Here is a 21,639-nt window from a genome sequence, read left to right as displayed (position 1 = left end):
AAATGAAAAGATTAAAACACCCTATATTACTAGCTTTTTTAGCATTATCCTTGAATTCTTGTGAAAATCTAGAAGACCTAAACGTAAATCCAAAAGCGTATGAAACTACCGTTCCTGAGGCTCTAATGAGTAGCGCACAAGAGCAATATGCTATTTTTTTAAATACAAGTAGTGTAAACGACAACAATTTTAGATTGTACGCACAACAGTGGTCAGAAATTAACTATCCTGATGAATCAAGATACGACATGGTCACACGAAATTTAGGAAATGCTAATTGGGTTCGTCTTTACAGAGACGTTCTAAAGGATTTAGTTGACGCACAAGTTAAAATTGCCGCAAGTTCAGCATTGGGAACAGTAGAAATAGCAAAAAAGCAAAACAAAATTGCAATTTTGGAGATACAAATCGTACAAGCATACCAAAGCCTTGTTGATCTTTATGGAAATGTCCCATATTCTGAGGCATTAGACAAAAACAATATGACACCTAAATATGACGATGCTTTAACTATTTACAAAGATTTAGCAACACGTTTAAAAAGCTCAATCAGTAAATTAGACACATCAGTGGGTAGTTTTGGTTCAGCAGATTTGATTTATGGAGGGAATACTGCAAATTGGAAAAAATACGGAAATTCAATCCAAATTAGACTTGGTATGCAATTATCTGATGTAGAACCAGCTCTTGCCAAAACTTTAGTTGAAACCGCTTATTCTTCTGGTGCGATGACAAGTAATGCGGATAATGCGATATTTAAATACCAATCAGCAAGCCCGCACTTTAACCCTAATTACGAAAATTTTAAAAGTAGAAATGATTTTGCTCCATCTAAACCATTTGTAGATGCGTTAAACACGCTAAATGACCCTAGAAGAGACTTCTTATTTGATGCTTCTACTAAAATTAGTGGTGGTTACCTTGGTGCGCCTTATGGTTTTAAAACAGATGCACTTACCGTATCTGCGTTTAATCCAGATATAAAAAGAATAAATTTCGAAGGAGTTCTTTTTGATTATGCAGAAACTTCTTTCTTACTTGCCGATGCAGCAAACAGAACATTTTCTGTTGGGACAACTGCTGCTGTACATTACACTAACGGTATAACAGCTAGTATGAAATTCTGCAAAGTGGCAGATGCTGATATCGCAACTTATCTTTTACAACCTAGCGTGGCATTTGCAACAGCGACAGGAAGTAATTCCAAAGAAAGAATCGCATATCAAATGTGGATTGCTTATTACAATAGAGGTTTAGAAGCGTGGACAGCATACAGAAGACTAGATTTCCCTAATCTAGTTGCTCCATCAACTGCTGTACCAGAAGCTGCTGGAAAAGTTCCGGTAAGACTTATATATTCTCACCTTGCTTCGTCAAATAATGGAGTAAACTATACCGCTGCGTCAGATGCAATAGGTGGAGATAAAATGACAACAAAAATATTCTGGGACAAATTTTAATTTTGGATTGGTTTTTTTGCCCAGTTAAACGGAATCCTTTGGGATTCCGTTTCTTTTTGTTTCAATTTCAAAATCGAATATTTTAGACAGGATAATAGTAACCTTAAATTCTCCAAGGGGGATTGTTTATAAGATTAAAAAAAAGAGGGAAACGACACAGTCGTTTCCCTCTTTTAAGTTATGAAATAGTTTGAAAAATGGTCTATTTAGTAACCAAACGGATTATCAATACTCTCCATGGGAGTTGTAAACCATTTTGGACCTTGAGGAGTCATATAGAAGTGATCTTCATGTCGAATTCCAAACTGTCCTGGTATGCAAATCATAGGCTCATTGCTAATAACCATACCTTCTTGTAAAACGGTTTTATTCCCTCTCACAAGGTAAGGATGTTCGTGAATGTCTAAGCCTGTTCCATGACCTACACGATGAGGTAATCCCGGAATTTCATAATCAGGGCTTAAACCAGCTTCTTTTAAATTTTTTCTAGCGGCATCATCAACAGATCCACAAGTTGCTCCTAATTGAGCGGCATCGAAAGCCGCTTTTTGAGTCGCTTTTTCTAAATTCCAAATTTTACGGTGTGCTTCGGTTGGAGTTCCATAAACATATGTTCGGGTAATGTCTGATAAATAGCCTTCTAAACGACAACCCGTATCAATCAAAACAATATCGTTGTCTTTTAAATCTTGAGGGGTAGTTACACCATGCGGGTATTGTGAATCATCCGAAAATAAAACGATGCAAAAATAAGAACCAGCTGTAGCTCCTGCTTTAATGTGAGCCTCATTTATAAATTCGGTTACTTCTTTTACACTAATTCCTGGGCGTAAAATACGTGCGGCTGCTTTTTGCACAACCATAGTAATTTCTTTAGCTTGCTGGATGATTGCAATTTCATTTACTGATTTTTGAATGCGACAGCCTGTTGTGATTGGTTGCCCATTTACAAATTCATAATTTGGATTCGCTTTGGTTACACCATCTATTAAAAAATAATTTGCTGATTCATCCAAGGCTATTGTTCCAGAATGGATGTTTTTATTTCGCAGTATTTTGCCAAATAAATCATAGGGAGATTCGTGTTCCTCCCAGCAATTTAGATTTCCTTCTACTTGCATGAATTTTTTGAAGGTTCCATCTTCAAATTTTGGAACAATATATTCCAAAGTTCCATCCTGAAATAATACAGCACCGACCATTCTTTCGGATGGATTCCATTTGGTTCCTGTAAAATAGTATAAGTTGGTTCCCGCATTAAGGTAGAGTGCTTTGTAGTTTGCGGCCTCCATCAATGCAACTGCTTTTTTGATGCGTGCTTGATATTCTTCTGGTTGAATGGGCTTTACATTCAACGTCATGTTTTGTATTTTTTCTAATTCTATTGCTGCGGTAGACCCGCCAACTCCTATTGTCATGGTTGTAAATTTGAATATTATTTTTTTCTATTGGTTTTTTAAAAATGCAGGGTCAAAATAGTCCTGGTGATTTTTAAAATTTAAATTTCGCTTTCGCCAAAGTGAACTTGATTTTTAATATGAACAATAATACATATAGCATCTATGTAAAGATTAGCGTAAAATAAAACCGTTTTTCATTGGGTCTTCTGGATCAATAACAAATGTATTCATTCCCGTTATATGGGCAGTTCCTTCTACTTGCGGGATGACCGCTTTAAAAGGACCGTAATCTTTTTCGAAAATTAGTGAACAATTAAAAACACTATTTGTGATACTTTCAATGGTTAGTGTTTCCTTGTAATCAATATTACTTCTGGTTCTTTCGATGGCAATTCTGCCCGAAACTCCTGAGCCAGTCGGAGAACGGTCTACTTCTCCTTCAGCAAAAATGCATACATTCCTACTGTGGTTTTTGGGATCGTGGGGTTCATCTATGAAAATGATTCCATATAGAAAGCTCAAATCTTCCTCGAATGGATGTAAAATCTCTAGATCATAGAGTATTATAGCCTGTTTTATATGCATACCAGTTTGAATTAGTGATCTATATTCATCTGAACTTAATCTCAAATTTAAATTGTTTTTACGTAAGTCTACATAAGCATAAAATGCACCCCCATAAGCCAAATCATAAGTTATTTCTCCAAGACCAGGAACATCCACAACTCTGTCTAAGCCTACTACAAAACTGGGTACACAATGAAATTTAACGCCGTAAACTTCACCATTTTTAATATTGACAAAGGAGTTGATGCGACCACAAGGAGCATCAATTTTTAGTACGTTTTCACCCTCAGAAACGGAAATCCAATTCATTTTTGCGGACAAAGTACTTATTGCTATAATAGCATGACCGCACATGGTGCTGTATCCTTCATTGTGCAGAAATAGGATACCAAAATCAGCATCCTCACTATTAGGCGGAAGCAAAACACAACCATACATATCTGCATGACCACGAGGCTCAAACATCAAGGTAGTGCGCAAATAATCGTAGTTTTCTTTGATTTCGCGACGGCATTCTAAAATGGAGTTTCCTTTTAGCTTTGGGAAACCATCAAGTATCACTCGTAACGGTTCGCCACCAGTATGCATGTCGATTGTTTTGATTGTCATCCAGTTTTCAGGAACAGAAAAAGAAGTGTTTTTTAGAATGTTTTGGTAAGTTGATGTCATAATAAGTGAATTATTTTGATGAAATAAATTCTTGATAAAAATGGGAGGCCGCCACTAAATCTTCAAGCGCATGCCCAACTGATTTGAAATAAGTGATTTCGTTTTCAGAAATTCTTCCTTTTTTGCTGTCTGAGCACAATTCGAATAAATCCGCTTTTATATCCTCTTTGGTGATAACATTTGTGTTAAGCGGAATCAAAATGTCGCCACTTTCTTTTAATCCGCCTTGGTAGGTATCTATAAAAACACTCGATTTTAGAATCGCTTCGTCATCAGCTTCACGCATGTCTTTTTTATAAGCGCCCACTAAATCCAGATGTTGTCCTTCTTGCAAATCTTTTCCAAAAACAAGTGGAGTAGGAGATAAAGTGGCACATGAAATAATAGCCACTTTTTGAATGGCATCTTCTATGTTTTCGACTGTTTCACAACTAAAAGGAAAATCTTTTAAACCATCACAAACCGCTTGTGCTTTAGCGTTATTTCTGCCCCATACATATACTTTCTTAATAGGACGTACACTGGAATGAGCTTGAATTAAACTGATTGCCAAAGCTCCTGTTCCAATCATTAACAAAGAATCTGAATTCTCTCTAGAGAGATAACTACTAGCTAAGGCAGATGTTGCAGCGGTTCTTTTTGCAGTCATTGATTTGGCATCCAAGATTGCTTTGATGTTTCCTTTGTGCGCATCCATATAGATATAAGTACCTTGAATAGCAGGTAAATCATATTTCCCGTTATTTGGACTCACAGTAACAATTTTCACACCCAAATCATTCCCTGGATTAAAAGCAGGCATTAATAATAAAGTAGAATCTTTATCTTCTTCTGGGTTTTTGTAGTCATGATGATGACGCATTGGAACTTCAATTTTAGTATTTGAAAAACCTATGCGCAAGGCTTCAATTAAGCTTTTGAAATTGCAATTAGTATCAATAAAGTGATCAGAAATAAGTTGAATTGTTTTCATTTTTTACAAATTTGGAATAAAGTAAATCAATATTTTTGACATTGTTTTATTTTACCATAAAACAGATAAAATAACATAAATCAAGGGTAATATAGTATCGGTTAAAGAGCTTTATTGGCTGTAATTTTAAAAAATAAATCAAACCTCATAAAATGAAAAAAGTCCGAAGTGTACTGTTGTTGCTTTTTGTTTTCCTAAGCACTTGTTATAGTTCTGCTCAAACAACATCAGATTTATCCCAAAAATTAACCGAATTATTTCCAAAAGCTGAAATTACGGATATAAAAAATTTAGAAGGCTATTCTGAATCCTTTCAGATAATTTTGGAAGAACCATTAGATCACAAGCATCCCGATAAAGGAACTTTTAAACATTATATTTACTTGTCCCATATTGATTTTAATAGTCCGATGGTGATTGAAACGCACGGCTATAATACAGGAAATAGTAAAAGTGAAGTGAGTACGTTATTGAACGCAAATCAAGTTGCGGTCGAATATCGTTTTTATGGGAAGTCACGTCCTAACCCGATTCCTTGGGAATATTTGACCAATGATCAAGCGATTGCGGATTACCATAGTATTGTGACTAAACTGAAACAGTTATACACTGGAAAATGGATTTCGACTGGAATTAGTAAAGGAGGAGAAACGGCTTTAATTTATAAATCGAAATATCCAAACGATGTTGATGTAGTAATGCCTTATGTTGCTCCGTTGATTAATTCTCTGGAAGATCCACGGACAATACAGCATACAAGAACTATTGGGACAGCAGAATGCAGAGCAAAAATTTCGACATTTCAGCGAGCAGTTTTGCAGAATAGAGTTTCGGTTCTAAAAGAATTCGAGGAATATGCCCATAAAAATAAAATGAATTTTACCGAAGTTCCTTTTGCGGAAGCTTTAGAATATGCCGTTTTAGAATTTCCTTTTTCTTTTTGGCAATGGGGAGGAAAGTGTGATACAATTCCCTCAGAAACAGCATCGGCTAAAGAATTGTTTGATTATTTGAACGGTATTGTTGGGGTAGGGACTTACAACGATAAGATGTATTTTAATTATTTGCCTTCTTATTATCAACATCTAAGCGAATTGGGGTATTATGGTTTTGATTTTTCAGCTGTTGCTGATTTGCTGCAAATTGTGAAAAGTACTTCAAATGATCGTTTTGCGCCAAAAGAGGTAAAGATTAGATACAATTCAAAATACATAAAAAAAGTGCGTAGCTATGTAGAGAAAAAAGGAAATCACATTTTATATATCTATGGAGGTTATGATACTTGGTACTCTTGTGCGCCAACACCAAAGCCAAAATTAGATGCCCTAAAAATGGTACTTCCAGAAGGCAGCCATTCCACAAGAGTGAAAAATTTCCCTGAAAAAGAGCAAGCATTGATAATGGAAACTTTGAATAGATGGCTGAATTAGATAATTTAATTACCCCAAAAAGGGTTGAGATAAGGAATTTATAAACTCCTTAGTTTCCTTTTATACGGTTAGCGATTTTTAAAAGTAATCGCTTTCCGTCTCTTTTACTTTTGTGAACTTCAACGGCTTTTAATTCAGATTCTTTGGCAATAAATTTATAGTTAAAAGCAAATTGTGGGTTTTGTGGGTTGTCGTTTAATAGTCCAAAACGCAAATCATTGAAGAATAAAGAGTTGTTTTTTTGAGTTAGGATATACCATCCTTCGCTCGCTTTTTTCAGTTTTTCAAAGTCAGAATTTCCATTTAACTGCAAGTCTAAATTTTTATTTTTGTCGTAAGAAGTAAATGTAATTGGCTGGCTGTCCAATAAGGAATAGTCGGCCAATAAATAACTGTTTGTCGTAGCTACGTTGGCATTCCATAAAATGATATTGAAAGCAGTAGGTTTAACAATAATCTCAGAATATTGAATTCCTTGATTATACAATGCTTTTTCAAATTGGTTTAAAGCATATAGTTTTATAAAACACGATACAAGCAGATAAAAACTGCTGATGAACAAGCCCCTGATGATGTATTTCTTGCGAAGTACAACATCTTTTGTTTTCCAAACCATAAGCAATGCAATGACAAGCGGGATAGTATATAAGGGATCGATAACAAAAATTGTTTTTAGTGCAAACCGATAGTCTAAAGGCCATAAAATTTGTGTGCCCCAAGAGGTAAACATATCTAATAGTACATGGGTAAAAAAGCACCAAAAAACCATGTTAGAGGCGCGAAGATAGCTGATTTTACCTTTTTCTATTTTTGAAATAATCCAACCTAAAACAGGGGATAATAATCCAAACAGAAAAAGCGAATGACTGATGCCTCGGTGAATTAAGACTGCATCTACAGGATCTAAAAATAGACCAACTAGAACATCTAAGTCGGGAATTGTACCTAGAATTGAACCGTATAAAACGGTTTTGTTTTTAAGTTTTTTGCCAGCGCATACTTCAGCAACGGCAATTCCTAAAGCTATTTGAGTAAAAGAGTCCATAAAACAAAAGTAACGGAAATCAAATAATATCTAGTGGGAACTAGTGTGAATCTTGATTTAAAATGTAAAATTCTTCATTATAATCCATAAAAAAACCCCAACAGATGTTGGGGTTTTGTGACCTTGACTGGATTCAAACCAGTAACCTCTTGAGCCGTAATCAAGTGCGCTATTCAGTTGCGCCACAAGGCCATTTTTGCAGTCGTTGTAATAACGTTGTTGCGGGTGCAAAGATAGAGATAATTTAGAGTTTTGCAAGTCTCTTTTGAAAAAAAATCAAAAAAAAACGAAAGTTTTTCACACTATCCTAGCGCTCTTGTAGTTACGTAATAGCGAAATCCTATAATTGCCATTTGCCACTTTTTGGCTGTGGCTAAATCTAACCTTTGTTTGGTAAAGCTAGGCAATAGTAACTTGTTAATTTGGGCTACAATTTTAAACATATAGAGTTTTATTTTTTTTCAAAGATATAAAAAAAAGACGGTCTTGATTAAGGACCGCCTTTTAGGAGTGTTTTTATAGCTTTGATTTAATTATTGTTTTGATCTTCTATAGCCTGTTTTCGATCTTCTATTGCTTGCTTGCGATCTTGGATAGCTTGAGTTCGATCTCTTTTGGCTTGTTTCAAATCTTCTGAAGCTTGTGTTTTTTCATCTAATTCAGTTTTTGTTACGATCTTAACTGTATTCCCATTTTTAGTAGACTTATTAACATCCATCCTTTTTATTGCATTAGGATCAATTTTTTCAACTTCTTCTTTAGTAGCTATTTTTCCATTAATGTAATAAGTAGCTTCTCCAAGTATACCATCTGTTTCACTTTGTACTATTTTGATAGTGCGCGTTGTTTTATTAATATTATTATTTTGAAGTTCAATTTCGTCTTGACTTTGTTGTATTTTGTTATGACTCTTTATTTGTGATTGAGGGATACTAGGGTTAGTATTTGTAGTGCTGCTAATAATCGTTTCAGAATTAGTTGTAGTGGTGGTTGTGCTTGTTTCGGTTCCTTTTGATGCGGTTATATCTTCATTTTCAATTGGGTATTCTTCCTCTTCTGAGTAAAACCCAATTTCGATTTTACCATCATCATATTTTTTTGATACAAAACGTACTGGACTAATTGGTTTATTTCCTTTTTGCTCATTAATGCCTTTGGTTCCCTTTTTATCATTAAAAGATAATTTTATAGCTGTTATTTCACCTTTGGCATTGCGTTTAATATTAGAGAATACTAAATCAACATCCTGAGATTTTTTTAAGAGTGTCGCTAAATTTTCAAGATCTAAATCGGTAGCGTCTTTATCAATGATGTGGTCAATTATTTGTGTACTCACATTGGTTGCTATATTTTTTTTCTCTTGCGCAACAACTTCTATTTGAAATGATAGTACAAACGCAACAAGCGCTGGAACAACTAATAAATACTTCCAATAATTCCTTTTTTTTGATTGATTTTTGTTTAACATAACGATTCGTTTTTTGATTAATGATTGATAAAAATGATTGGTAATGGCAACACAATTCTCTTGTGTTGTTATTTTTAAAAGTGTGATTTGGTACGCTTTTTTGTCGGTTATCTTTTTGGTAGCCTCACTATCGGCAATGAATTCTAAGTTTTGTAAAACCGATTTTTTGTACAACCAAACAAACGGATTGAACCAAAAAACAATACAAAACGCTCTAGAAACTAGTACGTCAAGTGTATGATTTTGATCACTATGCACTTTTTCATGCTCTAGGATATTCTCTAATTCGGTTGCTGTATATAGCGCCGAATTGTATACAATCGTGTTGAAGTACGAAAAAGGAGCTAGATTTTCTTTGGTGTCAACCAATTTGTAATCCGCTTGACGCTGTGTTGATTTCCCTTTTAATAATAGCTTTAAACTGTAAAAATCATAGAGGAATTTAACAGCCAAAACCAGTATGCCAATACCATAAACGGAGGCCAAAATAAACGGAAAATAATCCATCAATGTCTTTTGCTCTATAACAGTGGTCACCGGAAGCGCAGTCCAGTCCATTGTCGTTGTTACTGGTTCAACCCAAACCACCTTGGTGTAAACCAGCAATGGCAAAAGCAATGCAGTACCTAAACCGGATAGTAAAAACCAACGGTTAGCGGTAAAAAAAGTTTCTTTGCGTAATAGAACATGGTAGCTTATAAAAAACAAAGCCAGTAATCCACTTGATTTCACGAGGTAAATAAATATCGCTTCCATAGCCTATTTTTTGTTTTCAATCATTTCCAGAATCTCACGCAACTCAGCCGCCGAAATCTTTTCTTCTTTGGCAAAAAACGACACCATATTTTTATACGAACTATTAAAATAATGGTCAATTGCCGTGTGCATGAATTTTTTTCGGTACTCCTCAATCGCCACGATAGGGTAGTATTGATGTGTTTTCCCAAAAGCATTATATCCCACATATCCCTTCTCCTCAAGATTTCTAATAATCGTCGATAAAGTGTTGTAATGTGGCGGATCTACGGTGATTTCTTCCATAACCTCTTTCACAAAAGCCTTTTTTAGCTTCCATAAAATGTGCATGATTTCTTCTTCTTTGTTGGTCAATTTTTGCATAGCATGATTTTTATTTGGGCGTTTGCCACTCTCGATAGTTATCGGGATTGGAGGATTAGGACACTACTAGCCTTAACGCAAATCAAACTTACAACTATATTTTTAGTTTTACAACTAATTAAATAGTTTTACAACTATTTTTATAGTTATAAATGGTAAATACTTTATAATCAGCTTTTTTTAATGGGTTTTTAAAAGTAGGAGTGAAGTTATAGAAAGAAGAATTACACTGGTTCGGATTCTAATTGTAATAATTTCTGAATCCACATACAGCAAAAGGCCGCTACTACACCTAAGGTTCCCATGACAAACCAGTTGGCTTGGTAGCCATAATCGGCTATGATGCCTAATCCGGCTTTTGAGCTTATAATATGAGCAAGACTAAAACTCATCGTATATAAGGCCATATAGCGACCTTCGTGACCTTTGGGTGCTCTACTCATGGCAAAAGTATTGGAAAACGGAAACGCAAATATTTCGCCTATCGAAATGAAGATCATACTAATGACTAGCATTCCTGCCCAAAAATTAATCAATAAGGTGTAAAAGCTAAACCCCATCATCAAAGCTCCCCAAAAGATAACTTTAAGTTTTGCCACTTGCTTACGTTCAAAATAACTAACGATTGGCATCTCTAAGGCAAAAATAAGCAAACCATTTAAGGTCATTAATAATCCGGTTTGAAATTCACTTAAACCAAATTGCTCACTGTGATATAAAGGTAAGGCGGTAAATAATTGGAAAAAAATCATGGCAGTAACAAAGCTCACAAACAAAAAGATCCAAAAAACTTTGTCTTTAAAAACCGAAGCTACTTCTAGAATGCTGTTGTGCGGATCTTGATGCGATGTTTTCTTTTTTTCTTTGACTAATAAAGCAAATATTAAAATAGCTACGACACATGAACCTCCATCTACCCAAAACAACCCTTGATATCCTATTCCCATGATGATTAATCCTCCTAAGGCTGGTCCAGCTGCAAATCCTAAGTTAACTGCAAGTCGTACTAAAGTCAACGAACGGGTTCTATTTTCAGGCTTTGCGTAAGCGCCCAAAGACACAAACATAGCCGGTCTAAACATATCGGCCAAGGTCATGATGCTAAACATCCCCAAACACAATCCCCAGAAACTGGTGATGTATTGCAATACAAAGAAGAATATTCCCGAGCTAAACAAACTAAAAACCATCACTTTATAAAACCCAATTTTATCAGATAGTTTACCGCCAAGCCAAGAGCCTAGCATAGAACCTAGACCAAAGGCCACCATAATCCAGCCCACTTCTCCGTACGTAAAATGCAAGTCTTCTTTTAAATATTTAGATAAAAAAGGCAAAACCATGGTTCCTGCTCTGTTGATAAAAGTGATTAAGGTAAGTATCCAGATTTCTCTTGAAAATCCTTTAAAATTATTTAAGTAGCGTTGAAAAGCGTTTATTAACATTAGGTTATAGTTATTTAACACAAAGGTAGAAAACTTTGTAAGGCAGCAGCTTTGTCTCTTTGTAACTTTTAAACTATTTTTGCTAAAATTATAAAAAATGAAAAATTATTTCACAATATTATTCGTATTCCTTTTTGTTTTTGGGTACAGCCAAGAAAAATTTAATCAAAGAGCCGTTGTAAAGTTTCAACACGAGCTCAATAGTGAATATGCTGATGCAAAAACGAGTCCGTTGATGGAACAGGATTTGGCCGCTTTTAAAAGCCTAGACTATTTCCCAGCTAACGAAAGCTTTTTTGTGGTTGCTCAATTTAAAAGAACTCCAAAAGAGAAACCTTTTAAAATGCAAACTTCTACAGATAGAAAACCAGTTTACGTGAAATATGGTGAAGCAACTTTTACACTCAACGGAAAATCATTTACACTCAATTTATATCGAAGCATTGAATTATCAAAACAAGCAAAATACAAAGACGATTTGTTCTTGCCTTTTTCTGATTTGACTTCCGGTAATGAATCCTATATAGGAGGACGATACATCGATTTAAAAATACCGAAGGAAAACACAATTGCAATTGATTTTAATACCGCTTACAACCCGTATTGCGCGTACAATCATAGGTATTCATGTCCTAAGGTGCCTTTGGAAAACGATTTGAATATCGAAGTGAAAGCTGGAGTTAAAAAATTTCACGACTAATGAAATACTTTAATTTCCATATTCACAAAGCCACAAATAATCCAGAGGTATTGGAGTTAATCAATCAATACCCACAGGAATTTGATGGCACGATTCCGTTTTATTCTATCGGAATTCATCCTTGGTATATTGTAGAGGAGCGTATTGAAAGTGATTTGGCAATAATCGAAAGTAAATTACAAGATCCTAAATGCTTGGCCGTGGGCGAATGCGGACTCGATAAAAGGAGTGAAATAGGTATGGAATTGCAACAACTGGTTTTTGAAAAACAATTGCTTTTGGCACAAAAATACAATAAACCCGTTGTGATTCATTGTGTGGCGGCTTTTCAAGAAGTATTGGAAACCAAAAAACGTTTGCAAATCGCGGTTCCAATGATTATTCATGGATTTTCTAAAAAAATACAAGTAGTTAAGCCATTGATTGATCATGGTTTTTATATTTCGTTTGGGAAATATTTATTGCGCAACCCAGAATTAGAAACCGTTTTTAATTCGATTCCGGAAGATCGTTTTTTTTTAGAAACAGATACTGTAGCCGAAACGATTGAGGAAGTGTATGACTTGGCGGCAAAGTATAAAGGGCAAACAATTAGCCAAGTCCAACAAACAATTTCGAATAATTTTCAAGCAGTTTTTAAATTAGACTTGGATTCAAAATAACACATATATATAGGAAGAAGTTTTCAAGAACTTTAAACAATTAAACAAAAAAAGCAATGGCAGAGTGGACAGAGAGAGCAGAACTTTTATTTAAAAAAGAAGGATTAAACAAATTACAAAACGCAAATGTGCTTGTGGTAGGACTTGGTGGAGTAGGATCATTTGCCGCCGAATTTTTAGCAAGAGCAGGAGTGAGTAAAATGACTATTGTTGATGGTGATGTTGTTGATATTACTAATATTAACCGTCAGTTACCAGCCTTGCATTCTACAGTAGGACAACCTAAAATTACGATAGTTGGAGATCGATTGATGGATATTAATCCAGAACTGCAATTAACACGCGTTCAAGAATTTCTTTCGCCAGAGCGCGCTTTTGAAATTGTATCTGAAGAGTTTGATTATGTTTTAGACTGCATTGACAGCGTGACACCAAAACTAAATTTGATTATTGCGGCCAAACGCAAGCGTGTGAAAATTATTTCGAGTATGGGTGCCGGTGGAAAAATGGAAGCTGCCAAAGTAAAAGTAGCCGATATCAACAATACCGAAAATTGTTTCCTTGCCAAAACGATTCGCCGCCGATTGAAAGAACATAAAATTGACAAACTAAAAGTGGTGTTCTCATCAGAGATTCAAGACGATCAAAGTTTAAAAATGACTGATGGTTCTAATTATAAAAAATCGTTTTACGGTACAAACAGCTATATGCCAGGATTATTTGGTCTATACGCTGCCGAAACGGTGATTCGTTATTTACTGAAATAGTAGACTAATGTTCTATCAAATTAGAACAAAATTTAAAAAAAATAAGATGATACAAACTGTAATTTTTGACATGGATGGTGTAATTGTAGACACAGAGCCGGTGCACCGCTATGCTTATTTTCAGCAATTTAGTGAACTAGGGATTGATGTTACTGAGGAGATGTTTACATCGTTTACAGGAACTTCAACACGCAATACGTTTCAAAGAGTGAAAGATATTTTTCAGCTTGAGCATGATGTAGAAGCGATGATAGAGCGTAAGCGAACCATTTTTAACGATGCATTCGATAATAAAAAAGATTTAGAGCTTTTGCCAGGAGTAGAGGATTTAATAAAGGATTTTCATCAAAAGGGAATGCAATTGATTCTAGCTTCATCGGCATCTAAGGTAACTATAGAACGTGTTTTTAACCGTTTTAAACTGCATGATTATTTTACGCATAAAGTAAGTGGCGAGGATTTTCCTAAATCGAAACCGCATCCTGCTATTTTTGAGTTTGCTGCTACATTATCAATTGCTCCAAAAGAAAACTGCATTATTATTGAGGATAGTACGAATGGAATTAAAGCCGCCAAAGCCGCTGGAATATTTTGTGTAGCCTACAATAGTTTCCACTCGAAAGACCAAGATTTATCGGAGGCAGATCTGGTTATCAATCATTTTAATGAGATTAATTTTGAAGTGGTTGCACAATACAAAAGTTGAATTAAGGAATAATTAACATTTATACATACTTGAATTTGTAAATTTGAGGATAATATATTAAACCAATAAAAGATATGAAAAAATTACTGATCGCATTAGCCATTTTTATTACGCAATTTACAATTGAAGCGCAGGTACAAACCCCACAACAAAGTCCAAAAGCAACGTTGAATCAAATGGTTGGATTGACTGATGTTGAGATTGTATATTCTAGACCTTCGGCTCGTGGAAGAGCTGTTTTTGGTAATTTAGTTCCTTTTGGTAAACTATGGAGAACGGGTGCCAATGAAAATACTACAGTATCATTTAGTGATGATGTTGTAATTGATGGAAAAACCTTGAAAAAAGGAAAATATGCTTTGTACACTGTTCCTAGTAGTCAAAGTTGGGAAGTGATTTTTTATACTGCAACAAACAACTGGGGAACACCAGAAGAATTCAATGAAGCAAATGTAGCTTTAAGAACAACGGTAAAAGAAGAGTCATTGCCTAAAAGAACAGAGACATTTACTATAGGCTTAAACGGCTTAGATACTAACTTTGGATATTTAGAAATGTATTGGGAAAACTCTTATGCAGCTTTAAAGTTTGAAGTTCCTACTCAAAAAATAGCAACTGCAAGTATCGAAAAAGCATTAGCAGGGCCAAGTTCAGCAGACTATTTTGCTTCGGCTCAATACCTTTTTCAATCGAATGGTGATGTTGCAAAGTCTAGAGCGTATATGGACAAAGCATTAGAATTAAGCGCTGAAAAGCCTTTTTATTACTTGCGTTTAAAATCACTGATTCAAGCAAAACAAGGAGATAAAAAAGGAGCTATTGAAACTGCTAAATTATCGTTAGCAGCATCAGAAAAAGCTGGCAATCAAGATTACGTTAAAATGAACAAAGACAGTATCTCAGAATGGGGGAAATAAAATTCCGTTTTGATTTCAAATAAAAATCCCGTTTCACATTGATTGTGAAACGGGATTTTTGTTTATGCAAGAATTTCTTCTTTGTCTTTTCTAAATAGCGTTGCTTGCATGATCAAGGACAGAATGATCGTTAACATTGCTCCAAGGAAGTTGAGCCATAAATAGCCTAGTTTTTCCTCGCCACTAGGGTAGATGTGAATGGCAAAATAATAGATAAAAAAGATGGCACTCTGGCTAATTAAAGCACTGAAAAAAATGGCTTTTGCTTTTACGTATTTAATATAGAACCCCACAAGGAATATACCAAGTACGGTACCGTAGAATAGCGATCCTATTATGTTTACCATTTGGATTAAATTGTCAAATAGGTTCGCTACAGTAGCAAACACGATGGCTATAATCCCCCATAATACGGTAAAAAACTTAGTAGCATTCAAATAATGCTTATCTGATTTTTCTTCTTTTAGATTTCTCTTATAAATATCAATAGCTGTTGTAGATGCCAGTGCATTTAGTCCCGAAGCCGTAGATGACATCGCTGCTGAGATGATAACAGCTAATAATAGTCCGATTAGGCCTTTAGGGAGGTAATTAAGGATAAAATGAAAGAAGACGTAATCCTTGTCATTGGTTTCACTTTTGGGATCGGCTTTTAGAATGATTTCTTTGGCGCGTTCTCTTAAATCTTTTTCTTTAGATGATAAGGTAACGAGTTCTTTTCTAAGAATAGGGTTGTCATAATCTTGATTCAGCTGATCAATGTATAGCAAATTGATGACTTTTTTATCCTCGGATAATGCTTCGAGTTGTTTCTCTAAGCCGTGATATTCGTCTTTGTATTTTGATTTTTCGATCGTTACTTTGTTGTTCGGATTGAAGTTTAAAGGAACAGGATTGAATTGGAAAAAAACAAAAACCATTACTCCAGTTAAAAGAATGAAGAACTGCATAGGTACTTTTAAAAGTCCGTTCATGATCAATCCCATCTGACTTTCACGTACTGATTTTCCAGATAAATAACGTCCAACCTGTGATTGATCTGTACCAAAATAAGCCAAGGCTAAGAAAAAACCACCGGTTATTCCGCTCCAAAACGTATATTTTTCTTCTGGATCAGTAGAGAAATTCACGATATTCATTTTATCATTTGCGCCAGCGATATGCAGGGCATTGCTAAAAGTCATTTCGTTTGGTAAAAAATGCAAAATCAGGAAAAAAGTAATAAACATCCCCGACATGATCACAAACATTTGTTGTTTTTGAGTTACGTTTACTGCTTTTGTACCACCTGAGTAGGTGTATATAATTACCAGAGCACCAATAGCGATGGTCATATAAGTAAGGTTCCATCCTAATATAGCCGACAAAATAATAGCTGGTGCATAAATTGTTAATCCAGTTCCAAGACCTCTTTGAAACAAGAAAAGTATTGCGGCAAGGGAACGGGTTTTTAAATCAAATCTTTTTTCGAGGTATTCATAAGCTGTGTACACTTTGTACTTATGGTAAATAGGTATAAAGGTCAAAGAAATCACGACCATAGCAATAGGTAAACCAAAATAGAATTGGATAAAACCCATTCCGTCATGGTACGCTTGTCCCGGAGTTGATAGAAAAGTAATGGCACTGGCTTGGGTAGCCATGACCGAAAGTCCTACCATATACCATGGTGTTTCATTTCCACCCAGGATAAAATCCTCAACGTTTTTACTTCCTTTAGTTTTCCAAGCCCCATATATTACAATAAAGAGCAAGGTTACAATTAGTACAATCCAGTCGAATAGTTGCATATTTTTAAGAGTATAATTTCATTATTATATAAAAGATCAAAATATAAATGGCATTTGCGACAAGCACCCAGGTATAATTTTTTTTCCATTTTTTTACTTTTTTTGTTTCCATAGTACTATGATTTTATTTTTGTTCGGGAAGTATTTTTGGGTTTTTCAACGAGATCATATTTGATATTAATCGGTATGCTCCTGATACGCCCGCAGGTAATTCTCTAAAAAAGCTAAGTCCTGTATAAATATAGTATCCTTTTCCGTAGGGAGCAACAAGTACGGCTCCATCTTTTGAGGATTCGCCTTGATCATGTGATGACAAGATAGGAGTGAAGGCTGTATCGTATTCACTAGGATAGTATAATCCTTGTTCTTGTGTCCAATCTTCAAAGTCGGTTGTAGTTATTTTATTAGGGTAGTTCAAGATGCGATGATCGGGTGCTAGGAATTTTACTTTTGCATTTTCTTCGGTCACACGATCGCGAGAAATTTTTAATGGAAAAGGGGCAATAGCTACATCCGCAATCAAATCAGGCGTGTTGTATTGTACCAGCATTGTTTTTCCGTCTTTTACAAAATCAAAGAGTATTTTTTGCTTATTAGCAAGCACTTGAACGGTATTGTAAGCGCGTATTCCAGTAATAACGACATCAAAAAGTTCTAGTTTTTTAGCGGATATTTCTTCAGGATTTAATAGAATAACAGTGTAGCCCATTTGAGTTAAACTCGAAGGAACTTCATCACCAGCCCCCATAATGTAGGCTATTTTTAGGTTTTCTATTTTTAAGTCCATTTTGATGAATTTAGATTCTGCAGGTGCTAGAACTTGTTGCTTAGTAATGTGATTGTAGTCAATAACTACTTGATCAGTATCATATGCTTTATTGTCAATGGTAGCAATGCTTTTGGCTGTAACTTCAGAAGGTTCTTTGGGTGGACTTACGTCAAAATAGACTGTTTTTTCGCTCCCTTTTTTGTCTAATACAAACGGAATAGACGCTGGAGTAACGATCCAGTTTTTGGGTAATTCTAGTCGTAAATCACCTTTAATATTGTCTTTTCCAGCTTTAACTTTAACCGCTACTGCCTTAGGGTTCGCATTGTTAAAAAGGGCAACTTTATTGATAATGCTAGTAGTAACCTCAGGAACGATATCGAGATAATTGTACATTTCGCCTTTTACATTGTCATTGTATTTGTAGACAACTGTGCGGTCAAATGGGATTTCGACTCCATTGATCGCAACATTGAAAACCACTTTTACTTCACGTATAACATCTGGAATACCGATGTTTTTTTGATCATTTACGGCATACATACCTACTGTTCCTTTTTCTTTGAGCCAGTAGGGCTGGGTGTAATCAATGTTTACAGGTAATTGCAAACTTAGATTGATGTTTTCTACATTATTGTTTTTTAAATCTTTGTTTTGAGCTGTTGATTTTTGTTCAGGTAAAGTTAGCACGCTAACTAACTGCATCGGTACAGCGCTTCTATTAACAGCTTCCAGTTTAAGACTGATTGTACTTCCAGGCGTTGCTTCCTGCTCTTGCGCTACAGCTTCAAGGTACAAACCAGAGCAAGCTGCTATAATTTTTTTAAGTTCCTCTGTTTTTACTGTTTTCCAATGATTTTTGTCTAAAGTTTGAATCATTTGATAGACTTTAACTAAGTTTGGTACACTAGCCGAAGGATTAGAAAAGTTATAAGAAGCCACAATAGTTGTTAGTAGATCACCAATAGGTTTACCACCTTTTACACGGTTCCAGCTAGTATCGATCCCTTCAAAGATATTGGTGTTGTCTTTTAAAGGTTCGCCATTTATGAGCTCCAGATATTCGGTGTCCTCACCTCGGCTTCCTGTACTTCCAAAACCTTGTGATTGGTGACTACTTCTACTCAAAGCAGCGATTTCTTGGTTTGATTTCCCTAAATTTTGATAATAAACCCCTGTTTGAATGGTGGCTAGTTTGGATTTATTTGCGGCGTCAAATTTTTCTTTGCTACCATAAAACCACCAAGATGTATTAAAAAATTGGCGTTTGGCCTGCCATGGATCTACAAGTTTTAACTGATCTGGAAATACAGACGGATCGTTCGTTTTAGTAAAACTTTCGGTGCTTAACATGGCCGATGAAGTATGATGACCGTGGGTAGTCCCCGGTGAGCGGTGATCAAAGCGATTGATAATGACATCCGGTTGAAATTTTCTAATAGCCCATACTACATCCGAAAGCACTTTTTCTTTGTCCCATATTTGTAAAGTCTCATCAGGGTTCTTGGAGAAACCAAAATCATTAGCCCTAGAAAAAAACTGTTCACCACCATCTATTTTTCTAGCTTCGATCAATTCTTGTGTGCGTATAACTCCTAATAATTCGCGCAGTTGTGGCCCAATTAAATTTTGACCTCCATCGCCACGAGTTAGTGAAAGATAACCTGTTCGAGCCTTAGTATCATTCGATAAATACGAAATTAGTCGTGTGTTTTCATCATCAGGATGTGCGGCTATATACAGCACTGAACCCAGGAAATTGAGTTTTTCAATTTGATTGTATATTTCAACCGAGCTTGGTTTTTGAGGTTTTTGTGCTAAAAGTATTTGAAATAAAAAGAGAAAGAGTAGGGATAAAATAGATTTATTTGGAATCATTTTCTGGAAATTAATTTACAATAAGCTCAAATGTAACAATAATAAATTTTTCATTTTATTGTTTTTTAGTTTTCTTAACCAAAAATTAGGATACAAAAAAAATAGAGCATCGGTTAAGATGCTCTATTTTTAAGATCAATGTTAGGTTTAATCTCTTCTATTGTTTCGGTTATTGTTGGCTTTTTCATGTCCACTTCCACGTTTTTCATTTTTACTATACTGTCTGTTTTTATAGTTGTTTGACTTTCTATTACTTTCTTTATAGCTTCTATTTTGGACATATCTTCGATCTTGATTGTAGTTACGGTTTCCAGATCTTCTGTTATTATCCGTTCTATAACCGATTGCTCTTTGGCGTTCAAATCGATGTCCTTTATTGTATTTCGTTTTATGGTTATGAAAATGCGCATAAGGTCTATTTCCGTGGTAACCATTTAGAACAACTTTATAACCGTTGTACAGGTTATAATTTCGATACTGTCTTGGTAAGTAACGAGATCTAATCCATCTTCCGTTGCCAAAATAAACAAACAAAGAGGCACGAATATCATAGTAGGCTTGTACTTCTGGTAAATAGTAAAAATCAACATTTGAGTATCCTGATGGTCCCCAAGCAGGAGCTCTTCCTATATTGACATTCACAGATACTTGGGCTTGTGTAGTACTCGATAAGAGCAATATAATCCCTACAGCGATTAGTTTTAAAGTTTTCATATTTTCTATATTTTTAATTAATATTTGTTGCAGTGTGTAGATCCTTACTACTGTAAAACCAACAACTGTGCCACAATGATTTTGGAAAGGTTTAATTGGATTTTAAAAAAAAGAAGAGGCTGTCTTTTCGGACAGCCTCTTCATGTTATTAGGAAAGGAAATTAATGTTTATTCTTTCCATGTGATTTTTCTTTATTTCCTTTATTTCCATTATCATGTTTGTTTCCTATTGATTTTTGAGGTTTACCTTTATACCCTTTGTAATATTTCACTTTGTGTTGCTTGTAATAGGTATAAGGTGTTCTTCCATGATAATCGTTTAGCACTACTTTATAACCATTGTATAAATCATAGTTTCTATACTGTCCGGGTAAATTTCTAGATCTAATCCATCGACCGTTTCCAAAATAAATAAATTGAGAAGCTTGTATATCATAATAGGATTGAACATCAGGAATGTAATAGTAGTCAACATTGGCATATCCTGCTGGACCCCATGATGGCGGACTTCCTATATTTACGTTTACTGATACTTGAGCTTGAGTTGCGCTTGTTACCAAAAAGAATATTCCAATGGCAATTAATTTTATTGTTTTCATTTTTTCTGTTTTTAATGTTGCATTTTTACTACGGATTGCTAAAACCAACTATGGTGTCAAAACCGTTGTGTTAACAGTAATTTAAGGAAATTACTAGTCGAACAAATTAAGTGTGTTCGTATTTTTTCACTGTTTATGATAAAACTATTATAATAATAAAATTAATAATAGAATGATGATAATAATGGCTCCTACTGATAGGTATATGCCGTGTCCACTTGATTTTAAGTTTTGCTTTATGGCTCGAACTTCTTTTCTGAGCTCTTTTTTTTCAGATGATTTTAGGGATGATTTATCCATGTCCTTTATTTCTTCTAAACGGTCTAGCATGGTTTGAACTTCTGCAGGAACTTCTTTAGTAGTTGTAGTAGCATGTTTGTCGGCTGCATATGCAGTGGTAGTAGTAACACTGAATGATAAAAGAATCATGATGCAATAAAAGTGTAGTTTTTTCATTTTTTTAGTTTTTTAAGTTTACTTTTTTTCTTAGTATAAAGGTAGTACTAAACTCAAAAATAAGATTGTGTAATTAGTGGTATAGATTGTAACATTCACACTTAA

The 21,639-nt window shown here is 34.9% G+C and carries 20 protein-coding genes and 1 tRNA gene; 7 read left to right on the top strand and 14 right to left on the bottom strand.

The window, feature by feature from the left end; genetic code table 11:
• The first annotated feature begins 2 nt into the window (after positions 1–2).
• Positions 3–1,460 carry a SusD/RagB family nutrient-binding outer membrane lipoprotein gene (locus tag H8R24_RS10825; RefSeq protein ID WP_187018886.1) on the top strand — a complete coding sequence of 486 codons (1,458 nt, stop codon included), beginning with the start codon at positions 3–5 and terminating at the stop codon, positions 1,458–1,460.
• A 206-nt stretch (positions 1,461–1,666) separates the two neighbouring features.
• On the opposite strand, the gene H8R24_RS10820 is transcribed toward H8R24_RS10825, so the two are convergent.
• The 3 genes from H8R24_RS10820 to H8R24_RS10810 all read right to left on the bottom strand — a co-directional run bounded on the left by H8R24_RS10820 (position 1,667) and on the right by H8R24_RS10810 (position 5,069).
• Complete coding sequence (locus H8R24_RS10820; protein WP_187018883.1) at positions 1,667–2,878, bottom strand: M24 family metallopeptidase; 1,212 nt, start codon at positions 2,876–2,878, stop codon at positions 1,667–1,669.
• A 153-nt stretch (positions 2,879–3,031) separates the two neighbouring features.
• Positions 3,032–4,096 carry a proline racemase family protein gene (locus tag H8R24_RS10815; RefSeq protein WP_187018881.1) on the bottom strand — a complete coding sequence of 355 codons (1,065 nt, stop codon included), beginning with the start codon at positions 4,094–4,096 and terminating at the stop codon, positions 3,032–3,034.
• A gap of 10 nt (positions 4,097–4,106) precedes the next feature.
• The gene (locus H8R24_RS10810) at positions 4,107–5,069 is read right to left on the bottom strand and encodes an ornithine cyclodeaminase family protein (protein ID WP_187018879.1); all 963 of its coding nucleotides are present in this window, start codon (positions 5,067–5,069) and stop codon (positions 4,107–4,109) included.
• Between the two features lie 152 nt (positions 5,070–5,221).
• On the opposite strand from H8R24_RS10810, the gene H8R24_RS10805 reads away from it, so the two are divergent.
• Positions 5,222–6,499 carry a S28 family serine protease gene (locus H8R24_RS10805; protein ID WP_187018877.1) on the top strand — a complete coding sequence of 426 codons (1,278 nt, stop codon included), beginning with the start codon at positions 5,222–5,224 and terminating at the stop codon, positions 6,497–6,499.
• A 49-nt stretch (positions 6,500–6,548) separates the two neighbouring features.
• Here H8R24_RS10805 and H8R24_RS10800 read toward each other — a convergent pair whose 3' ends face one another.
• The 6 genes from H8R24_RS10800 to H8R24_RS10780 all read right to left on the bottom strand — a co-directional run bounded on the left by H8R24_RS10800 (position 6,549) and on the right by H8R24_RS10780 (position 11,576).
• Complete coding sequence (locus H8R24_RS10800) at positions 6,549–7,544, bottom strand: metal-dependent hydrolase (RefSeq protein WP_187018875.1); 996 nt, start codon at positions 7,542–7,544, stop codon at positions 6,549–6,551.
• A gap of 118 nt (positions 7,545–7,662) precedes the next feature.
• A tRNA-Arg gene (locus H8R24_RS10795) sits at positions 7,663–7,736 on the bottom strand.
• Between the two features lie 110 nt (positions 7,737–7,846).
• Positions 7,847–7,987: an SsrA-binding protein gene (locus tag H8R24_RS18180; RefSeq protein ID WP_225876808.1), complete on the bottom strand. Its 141-nt coding sequence runs from the start codon at positions 7,985–7,987 to the stop codon at positions 7,847–7,849.
• Between the two features lie 86 nt (positions 7,988–8,073).
• Entirely contained in the window at positions 8,074–9,768 is a 1,695-nt protein-coding gene (locus H8R24_RS10790; protein WP_187018871.1) for a M56 family metallopeptidase, read from the bottom strand.
• Between the two features lie 3 nt (positions 9,769–9,771).
• Positions 9,772–10,131, bottom strand: a complete 360-nt coding sequence (locus tag H8R24_RS10785) for a BlaI/MecI/CopY family transcriptional regulator (protein WP_187018869.1) — start codon at positions 10,129–10,131, stop codon at positions 9,772–9,774.
• Positions 10,132–10,355: 224 nt separating this feature from the next.
• Positions 10,356–11,576: an MDR family MFS transporter gene (locus tag H8R24_RS10780; RefSeq protein ID WP_187018867.1), complete on the bottom strand. Its 1,221-nt coding sequence runs from the start codon at positions 11,574–11,576 to the stop codon at positions 10,356–10,358.
• A 97-nt stretch (positions 11,577–11,673) separates the two neighbouring features.
• Between H8R24_RS10780 and H8R24_RS10775 the strand changes: the two genes are divergently transcribed.
• The 5 genes from H8R24_RS10775 (at position 11,674) to H8R24_RS10755 (ending at position 15,328) form a co-directional block, all read left to right on the top strand.
• Positions 11,674–12,276, top strand: a complete 603-nt coding sequence (locus H8R24_RS10775) for a DUF1684 domain-containing protein (protein ID WP_187018865.1) — start codon at positions 11,674–11,676, stop codon at positions 12,274–12,276.
• Positions 12,276–12,938: a TatD family hydrolase gene (locus H8R24_RS10770; protein ID WP_187018863.1), complete on the top strand. Its 663-nt coding sequence runs from the start codon at positions 12,276–12,278 to the stop codon at positions 12,936–12,938. The genes H8R24_RS10775 and H8R24_RS10770 overlap by 1 nt, the downstream gene beginning before the upstream one ends.
• A 56-nt stretch (positions 12,939–12,994) precedes the next feature.
• Positions 12,995–13,705 (top strand): tRNA threonylcarbamoyladenosine dehydratase, encoded by a 711-nt coding sequence (locus tag H8R24_RS10765; protein ID WP_187018861.1) that lies wholly within the window; start codon positions 12,995–12,997, stop codon positions 13,703–13,705.
• 46 nt (positions 13,706–13,751) lie between these two features.
• Positions 13,752–14,411: an HAD family hydrolase gene (locus tag H8R24_RS10760; RefSeq protein ID WP_187018860.1), complete on the top strand. Its 660-nt coding sequence runs from the start codon at positions 13,752–13,754 to the stop codon at positions 14,409–14,411.
• Positions 14,412–14,485: 74 nt separating this feature from the next.
• Positions 14,486–15,328 carry a DUF2911 domain-containing protein gene (locus H8R24_RS10755; protein ID WP_187018858.1) on the top strand — a complete coding sequence of 281 codons (843 nt, stop codon included), beginning with the start codon at positions 14,486–14,488 and terminating at the stop codon, positions 15,326–15,328.
• 62 nt (positions 15,329–15,390) lie between these two features.
• Here H8R24_RS10755 and H8R24_RS10750 read toward each other — a convergent pair whose 3' ends face one another.
• The 5 genes from H8R24_RS10750 to H8R24_RS10730 form a co-directional block, all read right to left on the bottom strand.
• Positions 15,391–17,118: a sodium:solute symporter gene (locus H8R24_RS10750; RefSeq protein ID WP_187018856.1), complete on the bottom strand. Its 1,728-nt coding sequence runs from the start codon at positions 17,116–17,118 to the stop codon at positions 15,391–15,393.
• A 124-nt stretch (positions 17,119–17,242) separates the two neighbouring features.
• Entirely contained in the window at positions 17,243–19,765 is a 2,523-nt protein-coding gene (locus H8R24_RS10745) for a PIG-L family deacetylase (RefSeq protein ID WP_187018855.1), read from the bottom strand.
• Positions 19,766–19,912: 147 nt separating this feature from the next.
• Positions 19,913–20,479 carry a hypothetical protein gene (locus H8R24_RS10740; protein ID WP_187018853.1) on the bottom strand — a complete coding sequence of 189 codons (567 nt, stop codon included), beginning with the start codon at positions 20,477–20,479 and terminating at the stop codon, positions 19,913–19,915.
• Positions 20,480–20,640: 161 nt separating this feature from the next.
• Positions 20,641–21,078 (bottom strand): hypothetical protein, encoded by a 438-nt coding sequence (locus H8R24_RS10735; RefSeq protein WP_187018851.1) that lies wholly within the window; start codon positions 21,076–21,078, stop codon positions 20,641–20,643.
• Between the two features lie 147 nt (positions 21,079–21,225).
• Positions 21,226–21,534 carry a hypothetical protein gene (locus H8R24_RS10730; protein WP_187018850.1) on the bottom strand — a complete coding sequence of 103 codons (309 nt, stop codon included), beginning with the start codon at positions 21,532–21,534 and terminating at the stop codon, positions 21,226–21,228.
• Between the last annotated feature and the right edge of the window lie 105 nt (positions 21,535–21,639).

Origin of the sequence: Flavobacterium muglaense, assembly GCF_014305155.1 — a bacterium.
Classification (GTDB): domain Bacteria; phylum Bacteroidota; class Bacteroidia; order Flavobacteriales; family Flavobacteriaceae; genus Flavobacterium; species Flavobacterium muglaense.
The sequence above is the reverse complement of the archived record's forward strand: the minus strand, read 5'-3'. Positions and strand labels throughout refer to the sequence as shown.